The sequence below is a fragment of the Rickettsia endosymbiont of Orchestes rusci genome (assembly GCF_964030945.1).
In the GTDB taxonomy this organism is placed as follows: Bacteria; Pseudomonadota; Alphaproteobacteria; order Rickettsiales; family Rickettsiaceae; genus Rickettsia.
Genome location: NZ_CAXIQG010000004.1, coordinates 930,712 through 950,481 on the forward strand (window position 1 = coordinate 930,712; position 19,770 = coordinate 950,481).

A 19,770-nucleotide genomic window follows, 5' to 3' on the forward strand; every position below is an offset into this window, starting at 1 on the left:
TCATCAATGACAAACATAGACTTAATCTCAGAAACAGAAGCAAAGGAGCTATTAAAAGAGCTAGCCTCTAAAATAGCAGAGTATAATCATGCTTATTATATGGAAGATGCACCTTTAGTGTCTGATGCCGAGTATGATCAATTATTTAGCCTAAATCTAGCACTTGAACAAAAATTTCCTCACTTAATTTTAGAAAACAGCCCGACCAAAAAAATAGGCAGTATATTCCAAAGTAAATTTGCCAAGGTTAAACATGCTATGCCGATGTTATCGCTCGGCAATGCTTTTGACGAAAAGGATGTTAAAGACTTTATCGATAGAATAAAAAATTTTCTGCGACTAGATGAATTTACGCCCATTTTTTGTGAGCCTAAAATAGACGGCTTATCTTTTGCGGCTACTTACGAAAACGGCAAGCTTATAACAGGGGCTACACGAGGTGATGGATATATCGGCGAAGATATAACGGCTAATATTAAAACTATCAAAAATTTTCCTCATAAACTTATCAATGCACCGCAAAAATTGGAAATACGCGGGGAAATTTACATCGATAAAGCAGATTTTGCTATATTAAATGAGCAGCAGGAGGAAGTAGGTAAGGATAAATTTGCCAATCCGCGCAATGCCGCCGCCGGCTCGCTTCGTCAACTTGATGCAGCTATAACTAGGTCTAGACCGCTAAAATATTTTGTTTATGCAATAGGCAATAATAGTGAAAAGCTAGCAAGCTCTCAAGATGAGTTGCTTACAAAGCTTAAAGAATTTGGGTTTATCGTCAATGAGTTCGGAAAATTAGCTCGGTTAGAAGAGGAAATATTTTCTTTTTATGAATATTTAAAAGCAAAAAGGGATCAATTACCTTATGAAATTGACGGAGTAGTTTACAAGTTAAATGATTTTGCTTTGCAAGATCGTATGGGCTTTATCGCCAGAAGCCCGAGATTCGCTATAGCTCACAAATTCCCTGCCGTAATCGGACAAACAAAGTTGCTAGCCGTTACCGTACAGGTCGGAAGAACAGGAACCTTAACGCCCGTAGCCGAACTAGAACCTATATCGATCGGCGGGGTTATGGTCGCCAGGGCAACTTTACATAATTATCAAGAAATTGCTCGAAAAGATATTAGAGTTGGGGACTATGTATTTTTGCAACGTGCCGGTGATGTGATACCGCAAATTACCGGTGTCGATTTTACTAAACGTTCTGATAATGCCGTAGAATTTCAGCCGCCACAATTTTGTCCTTCATGTAACTCGCCTGTGCATTACGATGCTGACGCAATAATTATACGTTGCGATAATTTAAACTGTCCTGCGCAAAATTATGAACGAATCCGCCATTTTGTTTCAAAAAATGCTATGGATATTGACGGACTCGGTAAAAAACAAGTGGAGTTTTTAATAGATAAAGGCTTAATCAACAATCCATTCGATATTTTTTTCTTGAAAAATAAAAATGATGATAGTTTAACTAAATTGGAAAATATGGACGGGTGGGGCAAAAAATCCGTCGAAAATCTTTTTACCAATATTGAAAAATCAAAAAATGTTAGCCTTGCAAGATTTATATATTCCTTAGGTATCAGACATATCGGCGAACAAAATGCCAAGCTACTTGCTAGAGAATTTCAAACTTACAATAATTTTATAACGCAAATGACCTCACTTGCCGAAGGTAATAAGGATATCTATCAAAAGCTAAATAATTTAGAAGGGGTGGGCGATAAAATTTTAGTGGATATTATTGATTTTTTTGATATTAAAGAAAATATTGATCTTATCTATAAACTTGGCGAAGTGTTAACTATTGAAGATTATCAAGAGCAGATTAAGCAAAGTAGCTTAAGCGGTAAAATATTAGTATTTACCGGCTCGCTGCCGACTCTTTCAAGAGCGGAAGCAAAAGCTCAAGCAGAGAAATTAGGCGCAAAAGTAACGGCTAGCGTCTCGGCTTCTACCGATTTAGTAATTGCAGGCGATGATGCCGGCAGTAAATTAAAAAAAGCTAAAGAATTAAATATTAAAATTATCGACGAACAAGAATGGCTAGCGCTTATAACGCGAATTTAGGATAAGAACTTATCCTAAATGGCTTTTTTGCGGGGATCGGTTAAAGCGTATTCCATGTCATTCTAGCTAAAGGCGGGGCTTTGTTGCATGGCTCGAATTTTTGCAAAGCAATCCGGTGTCATGGATGGTTAAAATCGCTTAAAACTTGTCATACCGTGGTCAAGCCCACTACTGTACGAACGTTTAAATAAAGAGGTAAAAATTCTGTCATTCCGTGGCTACGACCACTTCAGTCCAGCTTATAATATCATAAAAAGATTCTAAAATAAGTCTAATATGGCTTTATTTTCCTGGATGCCGTGATCAAGTCACGGCATGACACAGCCTTTTTTCAACGTTCGTACAGTAGTGGGTCAAGCCAGGGTATGACACCATACTTTCTTAAAATTAATCGAAATATCGTATGAATTATCGCCATATCTACCACGCAGGTAATTTTGCCGATGTCGTAAAGCATTTAATACTGATTACAATCTTAGAGCAACTAAAGAAAAAAGAAAAACCTTTTGCAGTTTTGGATGGTTTTGCCGGAATCGGTATTTATGACCTTAATTTAGAAGCAGCTCAAAAAACTTCCGAGAGCGTAACCGGTATTAAAAAATTACTCGACTTTACTAGTTCTTTTTCTAATATACATTCAAATCATTCGAGTGTACCGCATATTTTACAACTCTTTTTAGATATAGTAAATACGACTTCTACAGACCATTACCCTGGTTCACCTTTAATAATCACTAAACTATTAAGACCACATGATCGCTTAATTGCCTCTGAACTTCACTCGGCAGATTATTTAAGCTTAAAGAATTTATTAGGAGAAACCGCAAATATCCATAATTTAGATGCCTACAAAGCCGTTAAAGCGTTTGTTCCTTTTAAAGAAAAAAGAGGATTAATTTTTCTCGATCCGCCTTTTGAAGTAAAAAATGAATTTGATAAGCTATTAGAAGTAATAACGGAAATAAAATCCCGCGCACTCAATAACTGCGTTCTTATTTGGTATCCAATTAAAGATCGGTCTTTGGTTCGGGATTTTTATCACAATTATAAGGATATGGGTTTCAAAGAAACGCTTATTATTGAATATGAGCTTCTACATTCCGATAAAAATATGGTAAAATGTGGGCTAATGATAATTAATCCGCCTAATATTAAAGATGATTTAGCGCAATTAACCGAGTATCTTACTGCTGCCTTAAATTTAAAATTCACTTATAATTATTTATAATGCGATTAAAGTATAAAAATTATCTATTGCTGTTAATTGTATTTTTTATTCAAGGATGCAATAGCTTTAATTTATCTCTAGATAAAACTTTACTTGCTACTACTACTCATGAATTAGAAAAAAAATATAAAATAAATCATGCCGAATTAGTCGTGCAGTATGATCTTGCTAACAATACCGGCAATACAAAATGTTTATATGCTAAAAATCTAGCGGTAATAATTAATAACCCTAATCAAAATAAAATTTTCTTACAAAAATTTCATAATAGAAAGCCGCAAGAGTTTAATCAAGCCGCCGGTACGAAAATAGTCATGATCAAGGATTTATTATCGCGATTACAGATAAAGTATAAATTCCTCTCTAGTGCTGAAGCTCGTTACTTTGCAAAAAGCTATAATATCACCGCTCAAAAAAATAATATATCCGAACTTTTAAAAATTGATAAAATAATTAGTTCTATACCCTTGATGGCACCGGAATACGAGGCAAAAGTTACCAGCCATTACGGCGCCCGCAAAAGCCCTCATAAAAAGAAAAGAAAGAAAAATTGTTTTCATAGCGGTATTGATTTACAAGCTAAAAAATCGTCCCCGGTCTATGCAGCAGCAAGCGGAATCGTCACTAAAGTCGCGAGAGTGCGTGACTACGGCAATTTTATAGAAATTAAGCATTTCCGTAAAATTACTACTAAATATGCCCATCTAAAGGAAATACATATCAAAGAGGGGTGCCGCGTAACAAGAGGGCAGCTTATCGGTATCCAAGGCAGAAGCGGCAATGCGACAGGCGAACATTTACATTTTGAAATTTTATTAGATAATAAAGCTATTAACCCGTTTGATTTTATATCACATTGCTATAAATGTTAGGGTCTGCTAAAATGTCGTATTATTGCGGGAATAGTGGCGTTGTTGCATGGCTCGAATTTTCGATGTCATTCTAGCTAAAAGCGGGAATCCAGTCTTTTTCTTGTCATGCTGAACTTGTTTCAGCATCTATTGAAAAAGATCCTGAAATAAATTCAGGATGACTTAAAAAGTGTTTTTTCTAGATTCCCGCTTTTAGTTAGAATGACATACGGCACTTTTTTAGAGCCATGCAACAATGCCTTGCGAGGAGGCAATACCCGCGTGGATATCGGAATCGTCATTGCGAAGCCACGAAGTGGCTGCGGAAATCCAGAAAATAATAAGTTAATCGAGTAACATCAGCTATACCAAGCCTAAACTAATATTTACAATCGATGATTAAGCTCCTATATCCTAAATTCTGGCAAAGTAGGAATATTATTGCCTATCTATTATGGCCATTTAGCCTTATATATTTATTTATAAGTTCTTTAAGGAAATTTTTTGCGCGGACCGTTATTTTTCCCGCTAAGGTAATCTGCGTCGGTAATATTAGTGTCGGAGGAACGGGTAAAACGCAAATAGTTATTCACTTAGCAAAATTATTATCGGCAAAAAATATAAAATTTGTTATTATTACTAAAGCTTACGGCAGCAAACTCTCCAAAGCAACTATAGTAAGAGAGCATCATACTGCGTTAGAGGTAGGAGATGAGTCGTTAATATTATCCGAGTACGGCACAGTTATCGCTACCAAAAAAATTCGGCAAATCATTCCTTTAATTAGCAATATCAAGCCCACTGTAATAATAGTTGATGATTCTCTACAAAACCCCAATTTTCACAAGGATTTTACTATTTTGGCAGTTGATGCTCATCGACTTTTCGGTAACGGTTTTTTAATGCCGGCGGGTCCTTTGCGGGAATATCCGGAGAAAGCTCTAGCATCAGCCGATTTAATTACGGTAATAAGTGCTGAAAATTGGAATCTACCTAATATTTTAGTGCCTTATGCTGCTATAGTGCAAGCGAAAATTATCCTTTCAAAAAAAATAGATAAAACAAAAAATTACTTTGCTTTTAGCGGTATCGGCAACCCGGAGCGTTTTTTTCTAACTTTAAAAAATTATGGTTTGACGATAGCAGGCTATCAAGTCTTCCCCGATCATTATAATTATTCAAAGAAAGATTTAGAAAATTTGCTTGTTGCCGCTAAAAAACACAATGCCGTGCTTATCACTACTAGAAAAGATTACGTTAAACTATCATCTTTGAAGGACTCAGCTACTGAAATAATTTGTTGTGATGTGGAGCTATTGATAGATAAGCCGGAAAAATTAATTAATTTAATTTATGAAAAAATTTTTAAAAAATATTAGATATTTATTTGAATATTTTGTTGTTGTTACGGCAATGAAGATATTAAGTCTATTCGGTATTGATCGAGCCGGAAATATCTGTAGCTTTATAGCTAGAAAAATCGGTATATTACTAGCAGTTAATAAAATTGCTCGGAGAAATATCCAAAATGTTTTTGGGGATAGCGTGGATACCGAAGCAATTATCGATCAAACTTGGGATAATTTCGGTCGTTTTATCGGAGAATTTCCTTATATCAGCAGCATGCAAGAACAAGAATTATTGCAAAGAATTGAAATAACCGGCGTAGAAAATATAGAAGAATTTAGAAAAGCCGGACAACCGTTTTTATTATTTGCCGGTCATTTTGCCAATTGGGATATTGCGCTTAAACTTATACATAAATTTTATCCTAAATTTTCTATAATATACCGTAAAGCTAACAATCCGTATGTTAATCGGTTAATTAATGAAATTCGCAGTAGTGATAAATTGAAGCTGATTCCAAAAGGAGCAGAAGGAAGCAGAGGTTTAATTAACGCGATAAAACAAGGCGATGCTATTGCTATGCTTGTTGATCAAAAAATGAATGACGGTATAGAAGTACCGTTTCTAGGAACTCCTGCCATGACTCCGCACGCTATTGCTAAAATTGCCCTGCAATTTAAATATCCGATTATACCGTGCCGGATAGTCCGAACACGGGGTAGTCATTTTAAAGCAATAGTTCACCCTCCCCTTATATTTCAGCAAACAGGCGATGATAAAGTTGATTACTATAATATAATGCTAAATATTAATCAAATTTTAGGAGAATGGGTTAAACAAAACCCCGGACAATGGTTTTGGTTTCATAACAGATGGAAAAAGTGATTATAGTTTTGTAAAAGAAGAATTTTGCAAGACCGAAAGAAGGCATTGTTGCACATATACCGGAATCGTTATTGCGAGCGACTGGAAGCTTTGTTGCATGGATGGTTAAAATCGCTTAAAACTTGTCATACCGTGGCTTGACCACGGTATCCAGAAAAAATTAAAAAGCCTGACTGGATGCCGTGGTCAAGCCACGGCATGACATCGCGGTACTTTTAAAGAATACCCAAAATATAGCAATTTTCGAGGCACGCAACAATGCCGTGCGGGAATGACATACTGCTACTTTTATCAAGCCACGCAACAACGGCTCCTCACAATGACGGACTTTATGGACCTTTATCGATTAAGTTGGCACTCATGCGCGAAGGCGGGAATCTTTATTAGATATTTTCGTCTCTTACCACCAATACCGAAATACTCGAATGGCGAACGATTTTAGAAGCATTAGGGCCAAGCATATAATCCCTTAATTGCGGTCTTACCGCCGAAATAATTATTAAATCCGCTTCTACTTTGTTAGAATATTGAATTATTTCATCATAAACTGCTCCACGCCCGATATAATAATCTGCTTCAATCTCATCCGGTACATATTGTTTTATTAATTCTTTTACCTGTTCACGGTGTTTTTCCTTTTGCTCTTTAACCCAATTTTTCGGCAAATAATCTTCGACCATTTTCATGCCGAAATCAGAAATTACATATATAAAATGTAATTTAGCTTGAAAGGTGGTAACAAAAGTTAAAGCTTTGGGTAATATTGCTTTTATTGATTTTTTATCTGCCAAATCTATCGGTATAATAATATTTTTATACATAATATTCTTTTATAATTTTATTGTCTATTTCGGACTGCTTCGTGCTTCGGTAAAACAAAGTTACTAATATCTGCAAAATACTTAATATCTAAATCTTGTAACAAATAATTTGCGTGTTTAAAATGTGCAACATTTCTATGAAATGCTCCGATAAACTTATCTAATAATTCAAAATCCAGATCTTCCCTTGTGACCAAAATTGCCGGCACAACAACCGTAGTTTGATTTTCGGTAATTCCTGGATACAACCCTTCATGGAGTATTCCTTTACGGAAAGCTCTATTGCTTTTTATTAACTCAGTTATTTTAGCATTTTCAATAGAGACAAAATCAACTTCACAACTATTTGCAATAAGACTTATCAAAGGGTTAGGATGCCCAACCATCATCATTATAACGTCAATTTCTTTATTGCAGAATTTTTTAATAGAATCTTCGTAATTAATATCAACATCTATCGGTTCTTTAGTAAAATTATATAATTGACGCAAAGCATCATAGGTAATATTACTACTAGAAAACCCCGGTCCGTTAGATATTTTTTTTCCTTCAATATCGGCAAAAACTTTTATTTTATCATCGTCTTTAGCAATAACGGTAAAAAATTCATCATATAAATTTAATACTTGCCGTAAATTTTGCATTTTTTCTTGATTCTGATAGTAACCTATGCCTTCAAAGGCTTCCACTGCGATATTTGACTGTACTAAAGCTAAATCTACTTTGCCTTCTTTCAATAATTTTAAATTTTCCACGCCGCCATTTGTCGGGACTACTTCACATTTAATATTTTTATTAGCAATTTTAATAGTTTTGCATAAATCAAGACCGATCGCGTAATAACCTTTTAAAATAGAACCGGTAGCAACTTTAATGGTTTGTTGGGCGATTTTCGGTTCAGCTAAAACCTTGTTATAAACGAAAAATATACCAATAACGATCCAAAACGCTAACCTTATATTCATAATATTGTATACTCCCGTGAAATGAAGAGTTGAACGAGTATAATTTAACCCGAACTATGGATAAGAATTATCCACAGTTCGCGTTAATTTAAGCTAAATATTTTTCTTTATCTAAGGTACCTTCACTATTATCAATAATCAAGGTAATTGTTGCATCCCCCGTAATATTAATTGTCGTACGTAACATATCAAGTATTCTATCAATGCCGGCAATAATAGCTACCCCTTCTATCGGCAAGTGAACCGATGAAAGCACCATCGGCAACATTATTAAAGAAGCCCCAGGAATACCGGCGCCGCCTATGGAGCCAAGCGTAGAAGTTAAAATAATAACTAAATAATCGTGGGGAGCCAGTGTTACTCCCATCATTTGCGCAAAAAATATAGTAGTAAGGGATAAATTTATGGCAAAACCATCCATATTGATTGATGCCCCAAGAGGCAATACAAACGAAGTGCTAGCCTCGGAAATACCTAATCGTTCACGACAAACCTGCATCGTCGTTGCCAGAGTTGCCTTACTGCTTGAGGTAGAAAACGCTAAAATTTGATACTCGAAACTCTTTTTATAAAACGGTATCGGTGATACTCGGCAAAATAAATAAATAAGTAACCCAAAAATCAAATATTGAAATATCATGGCAACCACAACCGCCATAACTAGCTTCGACAAACTACTCATGACTTCTATACCGTGCATACCGACTATCCAAGCCGTTAAAGCAAAAGCACCGTACGGCGATAATTGAATAACGAATGAGATCATCTTTAAAACCATTTTTGACATTAAATGAATCAAATCCGTAACCGGTTCTGCAGTAGTTCCCATTTTATTTAAAGTAATGCCAGTAAATATTGCAAAAAATACAATTTGTAAGACATCATCGTTGGCAAAAGCACCTATTGCATTGTCCGGTACAATGCGTACGAAAAAATCAAATATATTAAAAGTAGCTACAGTCGAAACAGTATGAGTAGCACCGAAATCCATATGAATTCCATGCCCCGGTTTTAATATAAGAGCTACCGCAAGACCAAAAACCGTAGCAAAAAAAGTTGTTCCCAAAAATGCTAATACTGCTTTCATCCCTACCCTACCGAGAGCGGAAGAATCTTTCATACTAGTAATACCGGAAACCAAGCTAAAGAAAATTAAAGGCGCAATGATCATTTTAATCAAACGCAGAAAAATATCGCCTATCGGCTTAACATACGAAACATAGCTAGATAAATAACTACCGAATATAACCCCTAAGATCAACCCTAAGGTAACTTTTTTCCATAATTTCATTATTATACTTATTAAGTTTTAAATCTTTAGTTTGTCATACCGTGGCTTGACCCACTAGTGCATGAACGTTGAGAAAAAGGCTGTGTCATGCCGTGACTTGATCACGGCATCCAGCTTTTTTATTAAGTTTTTTCTGGATACCGTGGTCAAGCCACGGTATGACACCATACTTGTAATAACCATAATGCGGTAAATTATGAGCCATGCAGCAACGCCTACAGCTTCTCGCAATGACGATTTCTAGTATCCACGCAACAATATCGGCTCACAATGATAACGTTACTTTTGTTGTTTAACCGCCTATAACCCGTTTCCTTCGGAACTTATCCAATTTAAATATGCTTTTAAACCGTCATCAATATCAATTTTTATTATTTGCGGTACTTCATAATTATGAATTTTTACTATTATCTCTTCAATTTTCTTGTAATTATCTGATTTAGCTTTGATTATAGCCCTATATTCTTTTTCAGAAGTTAACTTACCTTCCCACTTAAAATAACTTTTAATATCTTCTATTTGTATACAAGAAGCTAAATTCATGTCCAGTAAAATATTAATTATTTCATCTAATATTTTTCTACTATTAGTAGTAGTTAAAATTATACAATATTGCTGCACTCTTCTATACCTCAACGAAACAATTAGGCGTTTCAAATAACTTAAGGCTAGTAATAATAAAGCTTTGACCGGTGAAAATCTTAGGGAAAATATCATTCTTTAAATGAAGTGCAATATTTTCGGCAGTAGGGTTATCCTGCATATAATATATTTTTTGACCCGTCCAACTAGCTATTTTTTCTCCTATTTCTTTATCGTCTTGATGTAAGATAAGGCTATGATCAAAATTATCGTCTATCCATTTTTTGGCAAAAAGCTTAATTTCGCCGAAATCAACTATCATTCCTAGTTTGTTAGTATTTTTAGCGGCAGCGGTTACTTCAAGAATATATCGGTGACCGTGCAGAAATTGACATTTATTTTGATGCCCGATAATTCTATGTCCGGCATCAAATTCAATCCGACGGGTACATTTTATCATTGCTTACATTCTGCCTTTAGAGTTATTCCACAAATATAAAGAGACTTACCATAAAATAATATACGAATTCCTGCAAGTTAATTAAGTGAATATTCAAATTAAATCCCCCTGCCATTTTTCTTATTATTCATAACAACCGGTTTACATTGTTTATCATTTTTAGGTGTTTCCTTATCTTCTTGCAACTCAACTTTGTTGTTTTTTATAAATTCCGGATTATTTAAAACCACTCCTGAAAAATCAATTTTACTTCCATCTCCTGCAATTTTTACTTTGTCTAAAGCAATACGGCTATCCGGATGTTTAGCGTTATATTTTTTAATTGCCGGAATAAGCGTTGTTAGAGTTGCAGCATCAATAGTCGCCCCTTCAAAATTCACTTGTTCATTAAAAATAGTTCCTTTAAAGGAACACTCTTCTAATATAGCTCCTTTAAAAGAACATTCTTTAAATTTAGTATTATCAAAATTAAATCCTTTAACTTTAAAATTATCAAATTTTAATTCCGATTTTTCAAAAGATAACCCTTTAAGATTTTTATCTCTTAACGAATAAGAAAACATCGCTGAATATTCCTTTTCCGTTAATTGTTTATCTCTTTCATGAAATAATAATGCTAAATTAATTTGTTTATCAGATAATGTTGATTGTGTTTCTAAAAGCTCAACTATAGTTTTATTCATTTCCGACCCGATTACCTTATTCCGTATTTTATTTGGAACAAAGCTTTCTTGAAATTTATATGCGCTTAAATTAATAATACTTTTTGTTATTATTCCGAGTACTTTTTTATCGGCTAATAACTCAAATATAGGTCTCACCATTGCGCCGTATTGACCTTTACTATATGAGCTTACAATTTTTCCCAAAGCCGGTGCATGTTCTCCTAACACCTGAATAATTTTCTCACCTTGGATTTTTACTTTCTTACCCATTTCAGTTTTATTTAAAAATTCTTCAACTACCGGTCCAAGAGTATCCGCATGCTTTACTAATAATTCCGGGATTTCTTTTTCTAAAATCTTTTCTATTTCCGGATTAGCTTTTTTGAAACTAATTAAAGACTTAACTACTATTCCTACTTTTTCCGATTGATTATCGGGATGTGCATTCATCACTTCTTGAATTTGTGAAAATAGTTCGGTTAATTTTTCTTTATTCTCACCTTCTAAAGAATTTTTAGTAAATTTAGTTACCAAAGGCAAAATTTCTTCCATAAACGGTAATATTGCTTTCGTAGAATTTTTAGCAAATTCCGGCGTTATATCATACGATCTTATACGATCTTGAACTTGCGGTTTATCTAAAAATTTCAAAATATCATTTATATTATTTTTAAAATACTCTGTTAAATTATTCTCTAAAATAGGTGATATATTATTAACAAATATTTCAGTGTTCTTTAAAATATTTTTTATCGATTCTTTTTGTTCATCTACTAAATTATTTTTTTCTTCTAGCGATAAATTGTTATTAGTTAAAAGTTTTTCACTATTACTTTGATATTTTGTGAATTCTTGATAGTTTTCAATAATTTGCGGCGTGCTAGCAAGCATTGCAGCACTTACATCTACGGCTAAATTTACGGTATCGGCAAATAGTTTTTTAGGAATTTCCCGACCTAAACTATTATCCATAGCATTTTGAGCAATTTTTACAAATTCTTCTTGGTTTTTAGTATCTTTTAAAAATGGTATAAGATCATCGTTAATAATATTCTGCACATTATCGGTGCTTAATATTTCAAATGCACTTCCAATGATATTTTCCCTTGAATTTTCCGACCGTACAGCTAAATTTTTATAAATATCCTGCACTTTTTGATTTGAATCGCCTTCTAAAACACTTACTACTAAATTTATCGATACGGGAAGTAAATCTCTAATAAAACGGGGACTAACTCTATCAAACATATTAGGAATTACAACACCTGTTGCCTGCACTTCCGGAGTGTATAGCTCAGTTAGTAGAGGAGTTAGGACAGCATTTAACACCGGAATAATTGCCGCTTGCGCTACGTTATCTTTTAGAAAATCAGAGCTTGCCGGATTATTTAAAATAGATTGATAACTTTTTAAAACCGGTTGCGCTCCTTTTATTAAATTAGCGGCATACTCTGCTTGTTGTTTTTGTAAATTTTTACGCTCTTCTACTAATAATTTATCGCTAAGTAATTTATTGTCTACTTCCTGAAATTTTATAAAATTATCATATAATTCTTTAAATCCTTGAACATTTCGTATAGTCGGCGGCAACAAGCTAACCGTATCTATTACTCCTTTTAAAAATCCTTGCGCTGTAGTTTGAACATTTTTCTTATTTTCTACTTCCAATTTTTCTTGCTCATTTTTAAGCTCTAACGGCGAAATTTGCTGCCCGTCTTGAACAAAATTACCTTTAATATTTGTAATATCGGTATGAGCAATATTAGTTTCGTTATCTATAGTAGCTTCATTTATATTAGCCTCTTTTAGCTTAACATCATATAAATTTACACCGTCTAATATTGCTTTTCCTGCTTGTATCTGTACTAAAATTGCTTTTTTCAAGTTTGATCGAGTAAGATCGGCTTTCGTAAAATTCACGGCAGTAAAATCCGCATTTTCTGCTTGAACTCGCCTCATTAAAGCTTTAGTAAAATCCGCATTTTGTGCATCAACTTTTTCAAGATTACTATAACTTAAATTAACACCTTGAGCCTTAGCTTCTCTGAAAATGGCTCCTCGGAAATTAGCGAATTTTGCGGTAGCATCGGTTAATATGCTACCGCGTAAATTGGCTTCTTGAGCTTGCACTAAATCTAGATTAGCTTTAGCAAAATTTACTCCTTCCGCGTTAATCCTTTTTAAAATAGCATTCTGTAAATCCGCACCTTCAAGTGTTACTAGCTTATCTAACTCAGCTTCCGTTAAATTTACTCCTTTAGCTTCTATATTTTTTAAAATAGTATCACGAAACTCTGCTTTGCTTGCCTCCACTTTATTCATTAAAGAATTTGATAAATCACATTCTATAACTTTGCAACCTGTTAAAATTGCATTATCAAGTATTGCATGCTGCATTTTTACCTTTTGTAAGTCCGCAGAGATCAGGGAAATACCCTCTAAGTTAGCGTAATTAAATGTAGAATTTACAAATTTTGACTCATCCCATTTTCCGTCTTTTATATTCGCATAATCAAAATTTGAATTTTTTACTACTACTTCTTTACCATCGGAACGAGACATAAAAGCATGGGTAAACTCACTATTCTCAACAACGGCATTTTTTATATTAGTATTAAAGAAATTGGTATTATCAGCATTAACGTTCGTAAAGCTTGCATTTTGAAGTTCAACACTTTCAAAATTTGCTTTACTTATATTTGTATTCTCAAATTTACAATTAGTTAAAATTGAACCGGCAAAAATTGCCCCGCTCAAATCAGCACCGGTAAAGTCTAAACCGGATAAATCAACTCTACCGCGCCACTCATTATTAGTAAGCATATCAATTTTACTTGATAAATCAGCAACTACTCTTACAGTTTGACTAAGCGGCGTAGTTAATTTACTTTTAGCAAAATCGTTTAAACTAAGCTTCTCATTAGTTTTTCTTTCACTTAGATAACTTATAACATCTTCTCGCGTTAAAGATACGAGCTTTATTTCTTGCTCTTTTTCTTCTTTATTAGAGCCTCTTATATAAGCAGGATCAAAAATTGAGTGTTCACTACTAAAAATATTTTGAAAACTTGCATGCATTACCAAATCTTTCGGCGGAAAAATATTTTTATGTAGCATTAATTTAAGTTCTGCATCTAACTTATCGTATTTTTCATTACCGGTATTTCTTCCGATAACATACCAAGCAGTTTGCTGTACAGTCAAAGTTTTATAAATTTCATTTAATTCTTGTTTTTTTTCGACTATTGTTTTTTCGTGTTCCTTTCTTTTAAAACGTTCAGCCTTAACATCGGCATATATTCTTCCTAAAGATGAGGTAGTACTATATTTTATACCTTCAAGTTCTTGCCCTTTCCCTAAAGATGAATAATTTTTATAATTTTCGGAAAATCTGCAATTTTCAAGAGTAGCACCTCTAAAATCTATATTTCGTAAAATAGTATCTTCAAAATAAGCATTATCAAAATCAACATCACAAAACAAAGCATTCGATAAATCACATCCTTTAAAACTAGTATTTTTTAAGATAACACCGCTAAAATCTCCGCCTGCAAGATCGATAATTTTATCGGTACCTTCTTTGCTAAAATCTCTATTTGATAAATCTGCAACCGCTATTACGTTTTTATCTTTAAAATATTTATCTTTTAAATATTGATTTAAAGTTAGATTAGCATTTGGGTCAAGGCTTACCGCTCGTCTTTGAGCAATAATATAATCTTCTATTTCTTTAGAAGCGGGACTAATTTTTTCTATCGCTACGTTCAAATCTATTTGTTCTTTAGACATGATGATACTCCCAACCTCTAATAGAAAGATTTTATTACAAATTTAACAATAATTTTTCCGGATTTTCAATAAGTTCTTTAATTTTTACTAAAAAAGTAACGCCTTCCTTGCCGTCTATTATTCGGTGGTCATAAGATAATGCAATATACATCATCGGACGCACTTCAATTTTGCCGTTTATTACCACGACTCTTTCTTCTGTTTTATGAAGCCCTAAAATACCCGATTGCGGAGGATTAATAATCGGGGTTGATAATAACGAGCCATATACTCCACCGTTAGAAATCGAAAAAGTTCCGCCCGACAGATCGGTCATAGATAATTTCCCTTCTCTCGCTTTTTGAGCTAAGGCACCGATTTCTTTTTCTACGCCGGCAAATCCTAAATTATCGGCATTTCTAATAACGGGTACTACCAGACCTTGATTTGTACCGACCGCTACGCCGATATCGTAATAATTTTTATAAACAATATCATCGCCGTCTATTTCGGCATTTACTGAAGGAATAGTTTTTAAAGCTTCAATAGTAGCTTTCACGAAAAAAGACATAAATCCGAGTTTTACATTATGCTTTTTTTCAAATTCTTCTTTATATTGCGTACGCAAAGCTATTACTTTCGACATGTCAATTTCGTTAAAAGTCGTCAAAATAGCTGCCGTATTTTGAGAATCTTTTAAACGCTGGGCAATAGTTTTACGCAAACGCGACATACGAACACGCTGCACTCTATCGTCATTTGCTTTTATGCCGCTAGTTGCTTGTGGAGTCGGTGCTTGACTTGCAGGAGTATTTAATACTTCCAATACATCGCCTTTAGTTATTCTTCCGTCTCTACCGGAAGCTTTTATATTACTCGGATCAAGCTTATTCTCAGTCACTAATTTTTGTACGGACGGAGCAAGGCTAATGTTGGCTGCCGTAACTTTATCCGGCGCCGTAACTTTTTCCGACATTTGAGGCGTAGCGACTTTAGGAGGCGTAGAATTTGCAGTATCTTTTTGCGGCTGCGGCGATGCAGTAGTTCCTGCCTCTCCTTCTAGAATTTCCCCTATATCCTCACCGACTGCTACATTTGTTCCTTCATTTTTTAATATTTTACTAATAGTACCGTTAGCAGAAGCATTAACTTCCAGCGTAACTTTTTCCGTCTCAAGCTCTAATAACAACTCATCTATTTTAACGGCATCACCTTCTTTTTTATACCATTTGGCAATAGTCGCTTCCGTAACCGATTCGCCGAGAGACGGCACTGTAATTTTAACGCTCATATTGTTTTACTCCTTGTTTTATTTCTATTTATATATTGGTAATGAAGGACATCTCAAACGTCATTGCGAGCGACTGAAGGCGTTGTTGCGTGGCTCAAATTTTTTATGTCATTCCCGTGCGGCATTGTTGCGCGGATACCTTTCAGCGTCATTGCGAGCGACCGAAGGGAGTGCGGCAATCTAAATAATTTCTTTATATAAATCCTTCCATTCTAAATTTATTTGCTCAATTAGCTTAATTTTCTTTTCTCTTGAGCCTGCTTTAATTTGTTTTTCTCTAGCTATTGCAGATATCATAGTTTCATGAATTTCATAAAATACTAGTATTTTACAATTATATTTTGTACTAAACCCTTTAATAAGCCCATTCCTATGTTCATATATACGCTTAATAAGATTTGAAGTTACACCTGTATAAATCGTACCACCACGTTTATCTGTAACAATATATACTGCTGGTTGTTTCATAATTTTTTAGATTGCCACGTCGCTACGCTCCTCGCAATGACGATGGAGATGCGACAACGTAAACCCCCAACGCATCTCTCACTAGTTTCTGCTGCTGTTCGGTATGTACATGTAACGACCCGACTGCAGGGGATGCTGAAGGCTCTCGCCCGACATATTTAAATCGGTTACTAACTCCGGCTTCTTTTAAAGCCCCCTCCAAATAAGAAACTATATAACTCCATGCTCCCATATTTTTTGGCTCTTCTTGGCACCAAATAAATTCTTTAGCTTTATTATATTTCTTTAATAAGTCTACTACTATATTTTTCTCGAAAGGATATAATTGTTCTAGCCTTATAATTACTATATTCGTGATGTTTTTATCTGTACGCATTTCTACTAAATCATAATAAACTTTACCGCTACATAAAATTACTTTTATAACCTTGCTTGCATCTATATTAACTTCATCCAGAACCGGTATAAAACTAGTTTTTTCGTCAAGCTCCGCAAGTGATGACACGGCTAATTTATGCCTTAATAATGATTTCGGCGTCATAACTATTAACGGCTTACGAGTAGTATTTAATATTTGACGACGAAGCAGGTGAAAAATAGAAGCGGGAGTCGTCGGATAAGCAACATACATATTATCCTCCCCCGCTAGCTGTAAAAATCGCTCAAGCCTTGCCGAGCTATGTTCCGGTCCTTGTCCCTCGAAAGCATGCGGTAGTAAAACGACGAGACCGCTTAAACGTAGCCATTTAGTTTCACTACTAGAAATGAATTGATCAAATATAATCTGCGCGCCGTTGGCAAAATCACCGAACTGCGCTTCCCAAATAACTAAATTCCGAGGATCTGCTAAAGAATAACCATATTCAAAACCAAGTACCGCGTATTCGGATAAAAGACTGTCCGCTATTTCATATTTTGCTTGATTTTCGGCTAGATTATTTAGCGGTATATATTTCGTATCGTCTATCTGACTGTATAATACCGAATGACGATGTGAGAAAGTCCCGCGTCTTGAATCTTGACCGGTAAACCTTATTTTTGTACCCGAAATAAGCAAGCTTGAAAAAGCCAATTGCTCAGAAGTTGCCCAATCAATCGGTTTATCCTCTATTAAAGTGCTTTTACGCGCCTCAAATAATTTAACAAGTTTCAGATTAATTGCAAAATTTTTAGGCACTTCACATAATTTTACACCTATATCTTGCAGAGTTTTTTTATTAACACCGGTGGTAATTATTCCGGAACTAGAACGAGTTAGCCCTTGCCATAAACCGCCTAGAAAATGCGCCTCTTGTTTATAGTTTTTAGCTTGCTCATATTCTTGATCTAATTTAGCTTTAAATTGCTCTTTCAGTTTAGCAAAATAACTACCGTCAATTACTCCGTCTTTTACTAGCTTATCGGCATAAACCGCACCAGGCGTGGGTTTATTTTTAATTGCATTATACATAACTGATTGCGTATACATCGGTTCATCGCCTTCATTATGACCGTATTTACGATAACAAATAATTTCAACTACAATATCCTTGCTAAATTTTTGCTGATACTCTACAGCAATATTAGTTACTTTTAAAACTGCTTCCATGTCGTCGCCGTTGACGTGAAAAATAGGTGCAGCAATTATTTTAGCAAATTCAGTAGAATATCTGCTTGAGCGGGTATCCTTGGCATTGGCTGTAAAGCCTAGCTGATTATTAATAACAAAATGTAATATCCCTCCGGTATCATAAGCAGCTAAATTTGACATAGATAAACATTCAGCTACGACTCCTTGACCGCAAAAAGCCGCATCGCCGTGAACTAAAATAGCCTTAACTTTTTTACGTTCAGTATCTCGTATAGCATCTTGTTTGGCTCTAACTTTTCCGGCAACTATCGGATTTACCGCTTCTAAATGAGAGGGGTTATCCGCCATCGATAAATGAATCTTTTTATCGCTCACAACTCTATCTGACGAATAACCTAAATGATATTTTACATCCCCCGAAACATTTAAGTCGTCAGGAAATACATTACCGCTAATAAATCCGGCAATAACGGCTTTATAAGGTTTACCGACTATTTTAGTAACAGTATTAAGTCGCCCCCTATGTGCCATACCGATTACAATTTCTTCGACGCCGTAACTAGCTGATAAGTTTATAGCTTTATCCATAGCAACTACCGAAGAATCTCCGCCTTCGACGGAAAAACGCTTTGCTCCGGGAAATTTTGTATGTAAATACTGCTCAAATCCTTCTACTTCTACCAAATCATTTAATATAATCTTTTTTTCTTCCGGTGATAACGTAGCTTCATTTTCTAGCTGACTATATAACCAATTTTTTTCTTCCGCACTTTCTACTTGTTCAAATTCAACGCCGATATGGTCGGAATAAGTTTTATCTAGTAGCTTAATTAATTCCGATAATTTGCATTTCTTTAATCCAAAAAATTCATCAGGAACATTTATAACATTCTCTAACTGCTCATTACTAAAATCAAAATTTAGAATATCAAGCTTTACATCATTTTTAGTTTCAACAATTTCAAGATTTAAGGGGTCAAGAGTTGTAAAGTAATGACCGTATTTACGATAGGCTTCGATCATTCTTACGGCTTTAAAACTATCTACTATTTCTGAAGATAAGGTAGGTTCTTCAGAAATTTTAACCTCTGAAGGGAGTATTATTTTAGCCGTGCTTTTATTAATTTTTGCACTCTCATTATCCTTAATCTGCCCAAAGAATGCTTGCCAAGTTTGATCAACAGAATTGGGATTTGTTAAATACTGCCGATATAATTCTTCTATAAAAACAGCATTACCGCCAAATAAAAACCCTGTTTGTTTAAAATATTCATCCATAAATAATGTTTTCCTAAATAGTATACTAAATCGTCATGGCGAAGCCACGGAGGCGTTGCCGCGTAGTTCGAGAATTAATAAAAACCCGTCATTGCGAAGCCACGAAGTGGCTGTGGCAATCCAGGCTATCCCGAATGTAATGAGGGATTTAATTAGAATGCTAATTTATATAGCTGACAAGTTTAGCATGCAAATATGTTTAACTTGATTGCCACATCGCTTAGAGC

General features: G+C 34.6%; 18 protein-coding genes. 8 read left to right on the forward strand and 10 right to left on the reverse strand.

The window, feature by feature from the left end; genetic code table 11:
• Positions 1 to 6 precede the first annotated feature (6 nt).
• From ligA to AAHM91_RS09000, 3 genes are all read left to right on the forward strand, one after another.
• Complete coding sequence (gene ligA, locus AAHM91_RS08990; RefSeq protein WP_342270559.1) at positions 7 to 2,073, forward strand: NAD-dependent DNA ligase LigA; 2,067 nt, start codon at positions 7 to 9, stop codon at positions 2,071 to 2,073.
• 403 nt (positions 2,074 to 2,476) lie between these two features.
• Positions 2,477 to 3,301: a 23S rRNA (adenine(2030)-N(6))-methyltransferase RlmJ gene (locus AAHM91_RS08995; RefSeq protein WP_341793610.1), complete on the forward strand. Its 825-nt coding sequence runs from the start codon at positions 2,477 to 2,479 to the stop codon at positions 3,299 to 3,301.
• Positions 3,301 to 4,173, forward strand: a complete 873-nt coding sequence (locus AAHM91_RS09000) for a M23 family metallopeptidase (protein ID WP_253308073.1) — start codon at positions 3,301 to 3,303, stop codon at positions 4,171 to 4,173. Before AAHM91_RS08995 ends, AAHM91_RS09000 begins: the two co-directional genes overlap by 1 nt.
• A gap of 152 nt (positions 4,174 to 4,325) precedes the next feature.
• On the opposite strand, the gene AAHM91_RS09005 is transcribed toward AAHM91_RS09000, so the two are convergent.
• On the reverse strand, positions 4,326 to 4,454 hold the full coding sequence (locus tag AAHM91_RS09005; protein WP_342270560.1) for a hypothetical protein: 129 nt from the start codon (positions 4,452 to 4,454) through the stop codon (positions 4,326 to 4,328).
• A gap of 93 nt (positions 4,455 to 4,547) precedes the next feature.
• On the opposite strand from AAHM91_RS09005, the gene lpxK reads away from it, so the two are divergent.
• The 3 genes from lpxK to AAHM91_RS09020 all read left to right on the forward strand — a co-directional run bounded on the left by lpxK (position 4,548) and on the right by AAHM91_RS09020 (position 6,771).
• On the forward strand, positions 4,548 to 5,531 hold the full coding sequence (gene lpxK, locus AAHM91_RS09010) for a tetraacyldisaccharide 4'-kinase (protein WP_342270561.1): 984 nt from the start codon (positions 4,548 to 4,550) through the stop codon (positions 5,529 to 5,531).
• Positions 5,506 to 6,384 (forward strand): LpxL/LpxP family acyltransferase, encoded by an 879-nt coding sequence (locus AAHM91_RS09015; protein WP_341793606.1) that lies wholly within the window; start codon positions 5,506 to 5,508, stop codon positions 6,382 to 6,384. The genes lpxK and AAHM91_RS09015 overlap by 26 nt, the downstream gene beginning before the upstream one ends.
• Before the next feature lie 258 nt (positions 6,385 to 6,642).
• Entirely contained in the window at positions 6,643 to 6,771 is a 129-nt protein-coding gene (locus tag AAHM91_RS09020; RefSeq protein WP_342270562.1) for a hypothetical protein, read from the forward strand.
• On the opposite strand, the gene AAHM91_RS09025 is transcribed toward AAHM91_RS09020, so the two are convergent.
• The 7 genes from AAHM91_RS09025 to odhB all read right to left on the reverse strand — a co-directional run bounded on the left by AAHM91_RS09025 (position 6,768) and on the right by odhB (position 16,227).
• The gene (locus AAHM91_RS09025) at positions 6,768 to 7,205 is read right to left on the reverse strand and encodes a universal stress protein (RefSeq protein ID WP_253308077.1); all 438 of its coding nucleotides are present in this window, start codon (positions 7,203 to 7,205) and stop codon (positions 6,768 to 6,770) included. The genes AAHM91_RS09020 and AAHM91_RS09025 overlap by 4 nt on opposite strands.
• Positions 7,206 to 7,222: 17 nt before the next feature.
• Positions 7,223 to 8,173: a TAXI family TRAP transporter solute-binding subunit gene (locus AAHM91_RS09030; protein WP_342270764.1), complete on the reverse strand. Its 951-nt coding sequence runs from the start codon at positions 8,171 to 8,173 to the stop codon at positions 7,223 to 7,225.
• 85 nt (positions 8,174 to 8,258) lie between these two features.
• Positions 8,259 to 9,461 carry a dicarboxylate/amino acid:cation symporter gene (locus AAHM91_RS09035; protein WP_342270563.1) on the reverse strand — a complete coding sequence of 401 codons (1,203 nt, stop codon included), beginning with the start codon at positions 9,459 to 9,461 and terminating at the stop codon, positions 8,259 to 8,261.
• Positions 9,462 to 9,761: 300 nt separating this feature from the next.
• Positions 9,762 to 10,082, reverse strand: coding sequence for a divalent-cation tolerance protein CutA (gene cutA / locus AAHM91_RS09040; protein WP_341793602.1), 321 nt, complete (start codon positions 10,080 to 10,082; stop codon positions 9,762 to 9,764).
• Between the two features lie 4 nt (positions 10,083 to 10,086).
• Positions 10,087 to 10,503 (reverse strand): 6-pyruvoyl trahydropterin synthase family protein, encoded by a 417-nt coding sequence (locus AAHM91_RS09045; RefSeq protein ID WP_253308080.1) that lies wholly within the window; start codon positions 10,501 to 10,503, stop codon positions 10,087 to 10,089.
• A gap of 98 nt (positions 10,504 to 10,601) precedes the next feature.
• Positions 10,602 to 14,957, reverse strand: a complete 4,356-nt coding sequence (locus AAHM91_RS09050) for a pentapeptide repeat-containing protein (protein WP_342270564.1) — start codon at positions 14,955 to 14,957, stop codon at positions 10,602 to 10,604.
• 34 nt (positions 14,958 to 14,991) lie between these two features.
• The gene (odhB, locus tag AAHM91_RS09055; protein ID WP_342270565.1) at positions 14,992 to 16,227 is read right to left on the reverse strand and encodes a 2-oxoglutarate dehydrogenase complex dihydrolipoyllysine-residue succinyltransferase; all 1,236 of its coding nucleotides are present in this window, start codon (positions 16,225 to 16,227) and stop codon (positions 14,992 to 14,994) included.
• A 13-nt stretch (positions 16,228 to 16,240) separates the two neighbouring features.
• Between odhB and AAHM91_RS09060 the strand changes: the two genes are divergently transcribed.
• Positions 16,241 to 16,411: a hypothetical protein gene (locus AAHM91_RS09060; protein WP_342270566.1), complete on the forward strand. Its 171-nt coding sequence runs from the start codon at positions 16,241 to 16,243 to the stop codon at positions 16,409 to 16,411.
• On the opposite strand, the gene AAHM91_RS09065 is transcribed toward AAHM91_RS09060, so the two are convergent.
• Positions 16,408 to 16,695, reverse strand: coding sequence for a GIY-YIG nuclease family protein (locus AAHM91_RS09065; protein WP_253308083.1), 288 nt, complete (start codon positions 16,693 to 16,695; stop codon positions 16,408 to 16,410). The two genes, AAHM91_RS09060 and AAHM91_RS09065, sit on opposite strands and share 4 nt — an antisense overlap.
• Positions 16,696 to 16,717: 22 nt before the next feature.
• Entirely contained in the window at positions 16,718 to 19,543 is a 2,826-nt protein-coding gene (locus AAHM91_RS09070) for a 2-oxoglutarate dehydrogenase E1 component (RefSeq protein ID WP_342270567.1), read from the reverse strand.
• A 55-nt stretch (positions 19,544 to 19,598) separates the two neighbouring features.
• On the opposite strand from AAHM91_RS09070, the gene AAHM91_RS09075 reads away from it, so the two are divergent.
• Positions 19,599 to 19,751 (forward strand): hypothetical protein, encoded by a 153-nt coding sequence (locus tag AAHM91_RS09075; RefSeq protein WP_341793597.1) that lies wholly within the window; start codon positions 19,599 to 19,601, stop codon positions 19,749 to 19,751.
• Positions 19,752 to 19,770 lie beyond the last annotated feature (19 nt).